Annotated in this window: 9 protein-coding genes, 1 rRNA gene and 1 other RNA gene; 1 reads left to right on the forward strand and 10 read right to left on the reverse strand. The window is 38.8% G+C overall.

What is annotated here, in order from left to right; translation table 11 throughout:
- The 10 genes from BMY66_RS10795 to tadA form a co-directional block, all read right to left on the reverse strand.
- Positions 1-179: ribosomal RNA gene (locus BMY66_RS10795) — 16S ribosomal RNA — on the reverse strand; the annotation flags it as partial.
- A gap of 351 nt (positions 180-530) precedes the next feature.
- Complete coding sequence (locus tag BMY66_RS10800) at positions 531-1,202, reverse strand: CvpA family protein (protein WP_090395177.1); 672 nt, start codon at positions 1,200-1,202, stop codon at positions 531-533.
- An 8-nt stretch (positions 1,203-1,210) separates the two neighbouring features.
- Positions 1,211-2,428, reverse strand: coding sequence for a DUF5711 family protein (locus BMY66_RS10805; RefSeq protein ID WP_090395178.1), 1,218 nt, complete (start codon positions 2,426-2,428; stop codon positions 1,211-1,213).
- Between the two features lie 60 nt (positions 2,429-2,488).
- Entirely contained in the window at positions 2,489-4,387 is a 1,899-nt protein-coding gene (gene glgB / locus BMY66_RS10810) for a 1,4-alpha-glucan branching protein GlgB (protein WP_090395179.1), read from the reverse strand.
- Between the two features lie 24 nt (positions 4,388-4,411).
- Positions 4,412-7,252 carry a tetratricopeptide repeat protein gene (locus tag BMY66_RS10815; RefSeq protein WP_090395180.1) on the reverse strand — a complete coding sequence of 947 codons (2,841 nt, stop codon included), beginning with the start codon at positions 7,250-7,252 and terminating at the stop codon, positions 4,412-4,414.
- Positions 7,253-7,356: 104 nt separating this feature from the next.
- Positions 7,357-8,670 carry an AI-2E family transporter gene (locus tag BMY66_RS10820; protein ID WP_090395181.1) on the reverse strand — a complete coding sequence of 438 codons (1,314 nt, stop codon included), beginning with the start codon at positions 8,668-8,670 and terminating at the stop codon, positions 7,357-7,359.
- A gap of 25 nt (positions 8,671-8,695) precedes the next feature.
- On the reverse strand, positions 8,696-10,981 hold the full coding sequence (locus BMY66_RS10825) for a hydratase (protein ID WP_090395182.1): 2,286 nt from the start codon (positions 10,979-10,981) through the stop codon (positions 8,696-8,698).
- Between the two features lie 14 nt (positions 10,982-10,995).
- Positions 10,996-11,751, reverse strand: a complete 756-nt coding sequence (locus BMY66_RS13635) for a hypothetical protein (RefSeq protein WP_033152577.1) — start codon at positions 11,749-11,751, stop codon at positions 10,996-10,998.
- Between the two features lie 26 nt (positions 11,752-11,777).
- Positions 11,778-11,975: signal recognition particle sRNA large type (gene ffs / locus BMY66_RS10830), an RNA gene on the reverse strand.
- A 48-nt stretch (positions 11,976-12,023) separates the two neighbouring features.
- On the reverse strand, positions 12,024-12,473 hold the full coding sequence (gene tadA, locus BMY66_RS10835; protein ID WP_033154669.1) for a tRNA adenosine(34) deaminase TadA: 450 nt from the start codon (positions 12,471-12,473) through the stop codon (positions 12,024-12,026).
- A gap of 221 nt (positions 12,474-12,694) precedes the next feature.
- Here tadA and BMY66_RS10840 point away from each other — a divergent pair, with 221 nt between their 5' ends.
- Positions 12,695-13,390, forward strand: coding sequence for an anaerobic ribonucleoside-triphosphate reductase activating protein (locus BMY66_RS10840; protein WP_090395183.1), 696 nt, complete (start codon positions 12,695-12,697; stop codon positions 13,388-13,390).
- The last annotated feature ends 2 nt before the right edge of the window (positions 13,391-13,392 follow it).

The following is a 13,392-nucleotide window of genomic DNA, read 5'->3' on the forward strand; positions in this document are numbered from 1 at the left end:
GTCGTTTCCAACTGTTGTCCCCCTGTACAAGGTAGGTTACCCACGCGTTACTCACCCGTCCGCCACTCAGTCAACAAATCGTCACCCCGAAGGGATCGTAATAAGTTGCTTCGTTCGACTTGCATGTGTTAAGCACGCCGCCAGCGTTCATCCTGAGCCAGGATCAAACTCTCATGTTAAAAAGTTTAATTCCGAATCAGTATAAAACTGACTTGTTTACTAATAAAGGTTTCGTTTCATTAAGAAACTTAAATGAATTTCAAGGATACATGTTTTATACAAAACTGTATTAATTCAAGGTTTGTTTCACTGTTCAGTTATCAATCTTCACTCTGTTGTTGCCCTCAGCAGCAACTCGTTTATATTATCACGATGCTATGTTTTTGTCAACAACTTTTTTGATTTATTTTTTAAATCATTTATTTAGAAAACTCAGTGTTTTCTAAGTGTGCCGCTCTCAGCGGAACGAATAGTATAATAGCAAAGGATTTCACTAAAGTCAACACGTTTTTGCAAAAAAATTATTGTCTTTATTTTCCGATAATTCTAGCAATTAAGTTGTTCTCATAGACGAAATACAATAGCTGGTCTTTTTCGGCATTTTCTATTACAAACTGCCCTACTGCAGATGCTGGGAAACAGCTTGCAATATACATCAACAACCATATTGCTAACATTCCCTCAATCAATCCCGCTATTACTCCAAGAAGACGATTTACATCCCTTATTCCTGGAACTAAACCTATCCCCTTTATAATCTTGTCTATTATAAATATCACAAGTATGCCTATTAGTACTGCTATTATTGTGGCTATACCATTTATAGCAGCATCTGTAAGTTCTTCGGCTATGAACCTAATTGTAGCGTCTATTGAGCTTTGGACACTTTCTGTTATTTCTTCTTTTATTGAGGATGGAACCATTGACATGACCGCATCTTCGCCTGTGCCCACTTCCTGCTCTTCTGAGGCCGTATATCGCTCTGTAAGATGAGTTACAATACCTTCCTGGATTGTATACGGTACCTGTGTAGATGTAGATATATAATTATCAATAAAATTGCTGCCGTAGTTAACAAAGCATATTAAGAACACCCATGCTATGATTCCAAATACGATTCTCAGCATGCCTCTTCTTGCTCCACGTATAATACAGAACAATAATATTAACGCTGTGATAATTAATAAATAGTTTATTTCCATTTAGATTCCTACTTGATATATATTTCTTCTGTCTTACTATCTTCTATTAAATAATATCTCTTAGATGTAGTTCCAGGAATTACTCCATAGATTTTATCGTCAAATGTATAATTAAACTTTTTAAAGCCCTGTAGGTTATATATACTTACTTCGTTTTCATTACTGATATAGATTTCATTATTATCTAAAATAGTAATGTTGTCGTAGCTACTTTCTATTTCTTTTGAAATTAGTCTAAAACCGTATAAATTATATACGTTCAACTCGTTTACAATTTCACCATTGTCTGTTGCTGTTTCGCATATATATCCAAAATGACTATCATTATAGAATATACTTTTCATCTGCTGGCCAACTGTTATTTCTTTTGCCACAGTTGCACGAAGATTATTGTTGAAAATAATAATCTTTGAATCACTAAATGCAATAGCCTTATCATTTTTCATATATTCTACTTTTGGAATTAATGCACCTATGTAATTGTAAGATGCAACGATATTGTCCTCTTCTTCCTTACCAGCACTGGTAAAATCATAGAACACTAACTCTGTATCTAATTCACCGTTATTTACATTTATGATAGATAATAAAAGCCTAGTGGCATCAGATGAAAGGGCCATAGACACTGGATAGCCTCTGTTCTCAGGATGGATTTCACCTGATACAAGAACGGAACCATCCCTATCATACATTTGTATATAACTGGTTGTTCCCTCTTGAAGTAATATTGCTACTGTGCCTTTATCTGCCACTCTTGCCTCTATAACAGGCGTGGTTGTCGAAATAGTATTGATATATCCTTTTGAGGAGAATACATCTACTTCTGTTCCTTTTTTATCGTATACAACTATATAATCCCCACAGAAATCAATATTGGGATTTGTCATATCATATGTGTAATTCCAGATTAGGGTGCCATCAAATGTGGTATAGAATATTCCATCAGCACTATATTTAATTAGATTATTATTAAAGCTACAATAATTACTCTCGCTAGAGTCCTGTCGTTCCCATGTTTTTTCTACTTCATAATCATCATATGTAGTGATTATTCGTATAACAAATATGGATATAACAATAAATAGAAGTAATAAAATGATATAAAAATAGCGCTTCTTAGGAGGCTTATAGTCGTCATCTACTCGTCTTGCTACTACAGGCTCTTTTTCATCTGTTTCTTCTTCATTGTTTTTTTCTGGTAACTTTATAATCTTAAATTCTTCCATACTTCTCGCTTCTTACTATTTTTTAAAAAGAAAAGGGCTGTATTAACAGCCCAATTTTCTTTAATAAACAAATATTGCTATCTGATATGGCGCCATCGAAAATCCTATTGAGTACTCTCTGCCATCACATTCCTCATGAATTGGTGTGCAAGTCTCAGGAATTATTCCGCCTTCGCCTCCAAATTCCTTGTTTTCACTATCAAGCAATAATCTAAATCGTTTGTTTTCTGGAACACCTACTCGATAATCTTCGTATTTCATAGGGGTCATATTTATTACAAACAATAGATTATTTTTTCCATTCTTTGCCTTGCGAACAAAGCTAAAGATACTGCGGTAGCTATCGTTGGCATTTATCCATTCAAAGCCAGCCCATGAAACATCCTGTTCATACATTGCTGGATACTGTCTGTATATATGTAACAACTCTTTGAACATACGGGCTACATGTCTGTGATTTGGATTGTCTAATACATACCAATCAAGCTCTCTAGCTTCGCTCCACTCAGTTCCCTGAGCGAATTCTTGACCCATGAATAACAGCTTTTTGCCAGGATGGCCCATCATAAAGGCATATCCCGCCATCAGATTTTTATATTTATCAACCTCTAGTCCAGGCATCTTTGCAAGCATAGAGCCCTTCAAATGAACTACCTCGTCATGACTAAGCACAAGAATATATCTCTCTGCTTCATTGTAGCTCATAGCAAATGTCATTTTATTGTGGTTGTCTTTTCTGAAATAAGGATCTAGCTTCATATAGTCTATGAAGTCATGCATCCATCCCATATTCCATTTATAGGAGAAATTTAATCCTCCATTTTCAACATCCCCTGTAATCTTTGGCCAAGCTGTAGATTCTTCAGCAATCATGACAGCGCCAGGGTTTCGACCCCTTATCAAAGTATTGATATGCTTAAAGAACTCAATTGCTTCAAGATTCTCGTTGCCACCATGCTCGTTTGGAATCCACTGACCAGGCTTCTTGCCATAATCGAGGTATAACATTGATGCTACAGCATCTACTCTAAGACCATCGATATGATAATGCTCAACCCACTGTAAAGCACTACCAATCAGGAAGTTTTTAACCTCTGGTTTGCCATAATTGAAAATTTTGGTACCCCAGTCTGGATGCTCACCCTTTTTAGGATCTGGATATTCATATAATGGTCTGCCATCGAAATCAGCAAGACCATGGGCATCTTTTGGAAAATGAGCTGGAACCCAGTCCAAAATTACGCCTATTCCGTTTTTGTGCAAATAATTGATGAGATACATGAAATCATCAGGTGTACCATAACGTGATGTAGGTGCATAATAGCCTGTTACCTGATATCCCCATGAACCATCAAATGGATATTCTGCAATACCCATTAACTCAACATGGGTGTATCCCATGTCGAGAACATATTCTGTAAGACTATGAGCAAATTCTTTGTAGCTGTAAAAGCCATCGTTTTCTGGCCTTGGATGACGCTTCCATGAACCTGGATGAACCTCATAGATTGCAAGTGGCTGCTCCCAGAAATTCTTTGCTGCCTTGCGCTGCTTCATCCAAGCATTATCAGTCCATTTGAACTTTGTGTTGTCGTATATTCGAGATGCTGTGCCAGGGCGTACTTCAGCGTATGTAGCGTATGGATCCGCTTTGTAAAGCTTTGTTCCATCCTCTGTATAAATAAGATATTTATACAGCTGCCCTTCCTTTACATTTGGAATAAATGTCTCGAATATTCCATGGCTCTCTGGCTCAACTCGCTGCATATAATTGCGAGTCTCATCCCAATCGTTAAACTCTCCAATAACCGCTACTCTACTGGCGTGTGGTGCCCACACATCAAAGTAGTATCCAGACTCTTTGCCTTGCTTCCCCCTGTGTGCTCCGAGCTTTTTGTAAATGTCATAATGTGTGCCTTGCCCGAATAAATAGGCATCCAAATCTGTAAAATTGCTCATAAACTATCCCCTTTTATTAATTATTTATTTGTCGAAATCCTTCTCTTTTAAGATGATATTGCCATTCTTATCGTATTTAGGCTTATTGAAGAATCCACCCTTTGTAGACTTTTCAATAGCATCATCCATTATCTCTGCAACCTCTTTGATTGTAGTAACATGATCATAGCGACCGATAAGATTGATTCTATTGTAAAGTGCAAGAATTCCCATATCATCTATAGTGCATTCTGCTTCGAGAGCATATGTCTTTGCAAATGATACCAATTCATCTATTGAGAAAACAGGAATGACAATCTTTTCTGTAAATCTCTTTGCAAATGAACTGTCTTTGATAAGGGCTTTATCAATACCCTTTTTACTATCTTCAATAATGATGATTGTTCCTGATGTATCGTTTTGCATAAGAAGAGACAATGTAACCGCTGTCTCCTTTGAAATGCCACCAGCTGATTCGATGATTAAGCAACCACCCTGAATCTTGCTGTAAAGCTTTTGAATATCCTTCTCGTTAAGCTTTTCTCCGGAAATCTTTCCAATTCCACCCTTTGGATATCCAGTCTTCTTTTGTAAAACCTTGATAATGCTAGTTGCCATCTGTGTTTTACCTGAGCCAGGCTCACCAACAATGACAATACTTCCACCATTTGCGTTAGGCTTATCAAGGTATGATGCTGCTCCCTCGATTACGCGAGTAATATTAGCCTTCATTCCATTAATTGGAAGGAAGTATGAGAAGATATCAAGATCTTCATCATCAACCTTAATAGATGATTGCTGATTTGGCGCTGCAACTGGAGGGTTTACCTCGGCCACAGGAATTTCAGCCTCCTGAATCTGTACTTTTTCGATCTGTACTGGTTCTGGCTGAATTAGCTCTGGCTGGATTACCTCAGGCTGAATCTGATCAACCTCCTCGAACTGTGGCTCAGTAACAGCTGGCTCTTGCTCCTCAGCAAATAAATCTTCTGGAAGAATAATAGGAGGTAATTCAATATCATCGATATTGATACTTGGTTCTTCTACTGATTCTTCTATTGACTCCTCTATTGGTTCCTCTTCTGATTCTTCTACTACTTCTTCAATTGGAGCCTCTACCTGCTCTGCCTGTTCAGGCTCTTCTACAGGCTCCTGGATAAATTCATCGCCAAGCCCCTCTATTATTTCTGCAACGGGCTCCATATCAGGCATTACTATAGCTGGTTCCTCTGCGAACTTTACTACAGGCTCTTCCTCGTAAGTCTCTACTGGAGCTGGGATTTGTGTATCCACTCCACTAAGTCTATCTATTTCTTTTTGTAAAAGGCTATTTACATCAGCAATCATCTGGGATGCTTCTTTGAAATCCACGTCTTCTGTCTCCTCAGTGTCATTTTCATTTAGCGTTGGAGGCTGCCAACTTGGTGTTGCCTCCTTTAACTCCCCTGCTGCATGCATAATAGCACTTGGTACTGCAGCTGCTGCTCCTGCAAGTGCCGCTTCCTCAGCGGATACAACCGGTATATCAATCATGCCTGTTTGTAATCCATCTGTAGAAAGCATTGGGATGGTAAATCCCGCGTGTGTTTCTGTATATTCTGGCTGCTGATTTTGCTCAGTGTCGTCAGGAACAGATTCCTCTTCTTCAAGCTGAACCTCTTTTGCTTCTGTAGGTTCTGCGGCGCCCAGGTATTCTTCCTTGAGAAGCTCCTGCGAAGACATACCAGCATCGAGCTTTGACATAACTCCTTCTAATCGGTTCAAGACGTTGTTTGCCTCGCGAAGGGCTTTCGCTCTAGCACTTTCAAGCTCCTTGCTCTTGGCATCCTCCATGGCCGCCTCTGCTGCACGCTTTGTCTTTTCCCACTCAGCTAAAACATCCTCGATGGTCATCTGTCCTTCGATTTGCTCTTCAGTTTGAGTGCTTTCATCAGCAAGCTTAAGGCTCATTTGGCCATCAAAGCCTTCTTCCAAGTATTGCTGGAATGTGTCGTTTATTGAGAAGTCCTCTGGCTCCTCTACAACTTCTTCCTCTGCCACCTGAAGATAAGGTATTTCTTCAACGAGATTCTTGATGGCACCGATGTTTTCTGAAACCTCACCAGCATCGGTTGCTTTCATGATTTCGTCTATATTCTTTTTGATTTCCGCCTGAAGGTTGATTGTGTCGAAACGCTCTGGCCCTTCAGGAAGCTGGATATTTTTAATATTTGGAACAATACTGCTTGAATCAGCAACTATCTGTGGAGTAATTTCTGTGATGCCGTCTTTCTTCTGCTGCAAGCTACGATATTTATCCTCTTGGGACTTATCAAGTGGCTGATAAAGCATTTTTAATTCCAATGCTCTTTCAACTACTGGACCATCACCAAACCAAAGAATGATTTCATCGCAAAGTGCTATACATTTATCACCCTGATTTGTCTTGTGATAAAGATAAGCAAGCTCATAAGCCCACTCCTCTATAAAATCATTTTCCTTGAGCTGCTCAAGAATCTTGATAAGAGTGGCATTATCTGCGCCCTTTGCAACATTAATATTGTATTTGAGGATATATTTAAGACTATCGTGTGGAGCTATCTGTACGAATTCATTGTAGTATTCCTGAGCTACATCTATCTCTTTGAGCTTCAGTGATATCATGCAAAGCTTGTACAGAATCATCCTTCCGATAGGAGAACGCTCATGTGCAACTAATAATAAATCCCTTGCTTCTTCGATTCTACCAGCCGCTTCATAGGATTCACTTCCCGCAATCAAATCATTGATATTGTGAACCTTTCTCCAGTTGATAGTATCAGCAACGGACATTGCATCTGTAAATTTGTTTTTTTCGATGAGATTTTTCATCTCTTCAATTCGAGTACGATATTCCATTTTTTCCACAGAATTATTCTCCAAATTACATACTTATAGTTATTAAAATATTATCATAGCTTGTCATTAAAATCAAAAAACCAGGACTAAAAATCCTGGTTTTTCAAAATTCATTATTTCTTTTTGTTTTTCCCAAAAATATGAGATTTCTTCTCTTCTTTAGCCTCTTTTTCCGCATGCTGTAGAAGAATATTTTTTTCTAAATCGATATATTCCATCTTTTCATATTCGATTGTTTGCTCCGGCAGATTCCTTCTTTTTACTAGGTAATTTGCTACTCGTCCAATTATGTAGTAAATAATTGCCACAATTGGTACAGCTACAATCATTCCTCCAAATCCAAAGAAGCCTGCGCCTACAACTACAGCAAATACTACCCAGAATGAAGATATACCTGTTGAATCACCAAGAATCTTTGGTCCAATAAGGTTTCCATCAACCTGCTGCAGAATCAAGATGAAGATGAGGAAATAAATTCCCTTCATAGGCTCTGTAAGGAAGATGATGATGACAGTAGGTACTGCTCCGATGTATGGACCAAATACTGGAACAATGTTTGTAACACCAACAATAACTGATACTAATACCGGATATGGCATCTTCATAATTAAGCATGCTATATAACAAATTATGCCAATGATTATAGAATCAATTATTTTTCCGATGATAAATCCGTAGAAGATATCTGCTGATTTACGTGTTATTTCAAGAGTGATATTTGCATATTTAGGAGACATCAATCCGCATATAAGCTTTTTGGCCTGTGCTTTGAATGTTTCCTTTGAAATCAATACATACACTGAAACAAACATTCCAATGATTATATTGATAATAAACTTTCCTATTGTCAGTATACTGCTTGTTATAAGAGACATCATATCTGTCTCATCATAATCAATATACTGTTCTACAAAGGACAACCCTTGGTTTACCAAATCGCCAATGTTGTTATCCTTGGCTTTCATAAGGGCTTCTTCGTACTGGCCTTTTGTAATTACATTGCACCAGTCCAAAACACCTGCTATCTGCTCTTCAATATGCTTTGCAAGATAGATGATTGTGCTAATTAGGTTTGGCACTATGGCGTTTATAATAAAGATTACTACTCCAGCCAATACTACTAAAGAGAGTATTGATGACAAAGTTCTATTTGCTTTCCTTGCCCCCAGCTCTGTTTTACAAAACCTATTGAACAACCTGCTAAAGCGCTTTTCGAAGAACCCCATTATAGGATTCATCAAAAAGGCCATTATAAAACCAATCAGAATCGGCTGAATGACAGTATTTACATGATTAATAGCTGCAGATACGCCACGGCTATTTCTCAGTAAAAAGTAAAAGATTATTACAATAAAAGCTGCAATAACATAGCTAAATAGTCTTTTTCTGAGAGCCTTTTGTTCAATTTTTGCCTCTTCGTCTGTCATAAATACCCTCCCTAAGAGCTTGTTCTTACTGTCTATTGTAATTGATCAAGCATCCTTTAAGAATAATTTCTCTTTCATCGTCTGTAAGTTCTCCAAGAGTAAGATCAAATTCTTTTAATCCTTCCTCTTTTACAACATACGCCTTAATTGTTTCAGCTTTGTTAACAACTGCCTCTTTAATGCCTGGAATAAAGAGATAATCTAAATTCTTAAATGGCAACTGGCCTTCCTTGATAACGAATGGAAGCATTCCCCAGTTGATAAGGTTTGAACGGTAACGCTTTGTTGCATACTCATTTGCAATATTTGCCCATCCACCAAGAACCTTCTGACAAGATGCAGCCTGCTCTCTTGCAGAACCATCACCTGGTTTAACAGCGAAAATTGTGCTACCTACTCCAAAGTTGCTATGATTTACATCTGGATATGTCTCTTTAACTTTATGTACGATTTGTTTTAACTCTGGTACAGCTTCACCTGCACACTCTCCAGCTTCAAGAGCCTTCTGAGCTTTTTGGATATTTTTAGCTCTTCCTACGTATTCAGGGTCTTTTCTAGAGAGAGTAAATTCTGCCAATCCAAGAGGATTAGAGCGGTAAGAAGATGTCTCTCCTGATGGAATTAATTCATCTGTAGTTGTAACTGGGTCGTGAATCTCAGATACAACCTGTAAGAATAAATTCTCTGGTAATGGACTCATCTTTGGCCAATCCTTGATGTTTGGACCAAAGTGAATCTCTGTATCTGGCTCTGCTACGCCCTTTGAATCGAATACGCGGTTTGCATAAATTCTGCCATCGAAATGATATTTTGGCTTTGTAAAGTCTACGTCAATATCTGTTGCTGCTGTAAGATATCCCTTATTTGCTGCTGTTGCTGCAATTGAACGAGCATCCATAAGAGCAACTGATGCAATTTGACCATTCTGAAGCTTTGATCCCTCACGGTTAGGGAAGTTTCTAGTAGAATGACGAATTGAGAAGCCATTGTTAGATGGTGTGTCTCCTGCGCCAAAGCATGGTCCACAGAATGCAGTCTTAACGATAGCACCTGTGCTCATAAGATCTGCTACTGCACCATTCTTAACAAGCTCCATGTATATAGGTGTAGATGCTGGGTAAACTGAAAGAGTAAACTCGTCTGGGCCGATGCTTGTACCGCGAAGAATATCTGCTGCATCGCAAATATTTTCAAATCCGCCACCAGCGCATCCTGCAATGATACCCTGATCTACGTATAATTTGCCGTTTCTAACCTTATCCTTAAGAGAGAACTCTACCTGGCCATCAAGAGATACCTTTGCACGCTTCTCGCAATCATCAAGGATATCCATAAGGTTAGCATTTAGCTCTTCGATTGTGTATGTGTTGCTTGGATGGAATGGCATAGCAATCATAGGCTTGATTTCATCAAGATTGATTTCAATCATTCCATCGTAATATGCTACCTTGCCTGGATTAAGCTCTTTGAACTCTTCCTTGCGACCATGGATTTCATAGAACTCCTCTGTAGCTTTATCTGTTGTCCAGATTGAACTGAGGCAAGTTGTCTCTGTAGTCATAACGTCCACGCCAATTCTAAAGTCCATAGAAAGATTTGCAACGCCTGGGCCAACAAACTCCATAACTTTATTCTTAACGTAGCCTTTATCGAACACTTCACCGATGATAGCAAGCGCAACGTCCTGTGGACCTACGCCCTTTCGTGGTGTTCCTGTCATATATACGCCAATAACGCCTGGCATAGCGATATCATATGTCTGATTAAGAAGCTGCTTTACAAGCTCTGGGCCACCTTCGCCCATTGCCATAGTTCCAAGAGCTCCATATCTTGTGTGGGAATCTGAACCAAGAAGCATCTTTCCGCCTCCTGCCATCATCTCACGAGCGAATTGGTGAATAACAGCCTGATGTGGTGGAACATAGATTCCGCCGTATTTCTTAGCACATGTAAGACCAAACATGTGGTCATCTTCGTTGATAGTACCGCCTACAGCACAAAGTGAATTGTGGCAGTTTGTAAGGCAGTATGGGATTGGGAATTTTTCAAGGCCTGAAGCCCTTGCAGTCTGAATAATACCTACATATGTGATGTCGTGACTGATTAACTTATCAAACTTAATCTGTAGGTGCTGCATGTTTCCAGAAGTGTTATGGCTGGACAAAATTCCATATGCCATTGTTTCCTGGTGTGCCTGGTCTTTAGTTACATCCTTACCTGTTGCGGCTTTGATTGCGCTGAGAGCCTCTGGGCTATCCTCTACAATTTGGTTGCCGTTTACAAGGTAAACTCCATTGTTGTAAAGCTTCATCCTTTATTCTCCTTCTAGTGCTTTAATCCAAAAAGGCCTCCGAGACCTTTCTTACCAGGTTTCTTCTCTCCTTCGGACTCTTCTTCCTGCCACTTGAAGTACTCTGCATCTAAGTCCTCTGAGGAGATTCCATTTTCCTCTGCATCTGCTGGTGCATCTAAATCGTCATCGATTTCAAGACCTGCCTTTGCGAAGTATTCTTTATCTATTCTAATTTCTGGAGCTGCATATTTAGGAGCACTATCATACTCCTCATCAGTTCCTTCCTCTTTTTCACGGCGAATTCGCATATTTTCTTCATCGATAAGACGAAGGTATTTTTGTGTATCAATTAAATCATTGAGGTGACTCTTAAGCTCTAACTGATTAGATTTAACAAGTCTTGTTTCCTCTTTGATTTTTTTATTTGCTTCTTCATATATCTTTGCAATAGATTCTTGGGATTCTTTGATAATTGACTGGATAGAATCCATAGCATTATCTGTATACATAAGTGATGCGGCATAGATATCTTCTGCTTTGCGAGTGGCTTCGAAGACAATATCGTCCCCCTGCTTTTGCATCTCACGATTTGCCTTGTCACGGCTCTTTACAGTGAGCTCGTGCTCCTCCATCATATCGTACATGCACTCATTAAGCTCCTTAAGAAGATCCATCATTGCATTTTTATCAACAATGACATTTCTCGCGCTGCCTTCATAAGGCTGAGCCTTTGAAAACAATACATGCATATCTCTAAGTACTTTTTCTGTTCTATCCTGTGCACCCATAATTAATCCACCTTGATATAAAAATACCGAGTTAACTACATCGGTATCATTTGGTAGCCGCCCTGGGAAAACTCCCTCCAGGTGACCCCTCGTCAGATGAACGGTCCTACTTAGTGCTGCTGCATTCCTGCCCTGACACGATTCGCAGGTGCCCATTACGAGGGACCCAAAGATCAACATCCTCTCAGGACGACCGCCAAATGATACCTTATGTCATTACTCGGAGACCTTATTGTATGAAAAAAGGCCCTATTTGTCAATAAAACAACCTGTTACATTAACTGATTTTTCTGTTCTCTTAACTCTTCAAAAAACTTTGTCATCATTTCTGTGCATCTTTCACCCAAAATTCCGGTCTCAAGCTCGCACTGATGATTGAATTTATCTATCTGTAAAATGTTTATTACTGAGCCTGCACAGCCTGCTTTAGGATTCATCGCTCCAACTACAACCTTTGGAATACGAGCCTGAACTATTGCTCCTGCGCACATCTGACATGGCTCCAACGTAACATACAATGTGCAATCCTCTAATCTCCAGTCACCTGTTTTTCTGCAGGCTTCCTGAATGGCTGCTATTTCCGCATGAGCCAAAACGCTCTTATCTGTATTTCTGCGATTGTACCCTCTGGCAATGATTTTGTCATCCTGAACAATAACACATCCTATAGGAACCTCATTGATGTCATATGCCTTCTTTGCTTCTTTGATGGCCTGTTCCATATATTTTTCGTATACTTTGAGAGTCTTTTTCTCCTCTTTTTCTGCCTGTTTTGCGATGCGCTTCTCTTGGCGCTCTTCTTTCGACATCATGGATTTTCCCCTCCTAGTTTGCTATACTTTTTATAATATCTACAGAATAAATTTTAACAGAAAAGCCTTGGCAAGCAATCATTTTCTTTAGAAAAATTGCCTGTTTTAGCTTTTAAATAGGAATTATTACTATGCTTATATTAGGAATGCAAAAAACTACATTGTTGGACTATCCTGGGAAGGTGGCTACCACTCTTTTTACTGGTGGTTGTAACTTTAGATGTCCATACTGTCACAACAGGGATTTGGTTATGCCTCCTGCGGATGTTTTTGCATATTCTATGGATGAAATCTTTGAACATCTTAATAAGAAAAAGAAGATTTTAGATGGAGTATGCATCACTGGCGGCGAACCCACTTTACACAAGGATTTACCTGATTTTATTAAGCAGATTAAGGATTTGGGTTTATTGGTAAAGCTTGATTCTAACGGAACAAATCCAAAAATGCTTAGAACTTTGATTGATAGCGGACTTATCGATTATGTGGCTATGGATATTAAACATTCAAAGGATAAATACAACACTATTGCATGTATGAAGACCTTTGATATCGGGCCTATTCAAGAATCAATTGATATTTTGATGGAAGGGAAGATAGACTACGAATTCCGAACAACTATCATGAAAGAATGCCATGAAAGCGAGGATATGGAATCCATCGGCAGGTGGCTAAAGGGCGCCAAGGCTTATTATTTACAAAGCTATAAAGAGTCTGAGCAGGTCATAAATCCTATCTTTTCACCTCATTCACTGGAGACTTTAGAATCATTTGTTGATATTTTGAAGCCTTATATTCCTAACACTAGTTTAAGAGGAATAGATTAATC

This window comes from Pseudobutyrivibrio sp. C4, from assembly GCF_900111635.1.
Taxonomy (GTDB): Bacteria; Bacillota; Clostridia; order Lachnospirales; family Lachnospiraceae; genus Pseudobutyrivibrio; species Pseudobutyrivibrio ruminis.

What these genes read in the sequence shown, in the direction of transcription:
- BMY66_RS10800 (WP_090395177.1), bottom strand. Translation starts at nt 1,202, where the DNA reads ATGGAAATAAACTATTTATTAATTATCACAGCGTTAATATTATTGTTC.
- BMY66_RS10805 (WP_090395178.1), bottom strand. Translation starts at nt 2,428, where the DNA reads ATGGAAGAATTTAAGATTATAAAGTTACCAGAAAAAAACAATGAAGAA.
- glgB (WP_090395179.1), bottom strand. Translation starts at nt 4,387, where the DNA reads ATGAGCAATTTTACAGATTTGGATGCCTATTTATTCGGGCAAGGCACA.
- BMY66_RS10820 (WP_090395181.1), bottom strand. Translation starts at nt 8,670, where the DNA reads ATGACAGACGAAGAGGCAAAAATTGAACAAAAGGCTCTCAGAAAAAGA.
- BMY66_RS10825 (WP_090395182.1), bottom strand. Translation starts at nt 10,981, where the DNA reads ATGAAGCTTTACAACAATGGAGTTTACCTTGTAAACGGCAACCAAATT.
- BMY66_RS13635 (WP_033152577.1), bottom strand. Translation starts at nt 11,751, where the DNA reads ATGGGTGCACAGGATAGAACAGAAAAAGTACTTAGAGATATGCATGTA.
- tadA (WP_033154669.1), bottom strand. Translation starts at nt 12,473, where the DNA reads ATGGAACAGGCCATCAAAGAAGCAAAGAAGGCATATGACATCAATGAG.
- BMY66_RS10840 (WP_090395183.1), top strand. Translation starts at nt 12,695, where the DNA reads ATGCTTATATTAGGAATGCAAAAAACTACATTGTTGGACTATCCTGGG.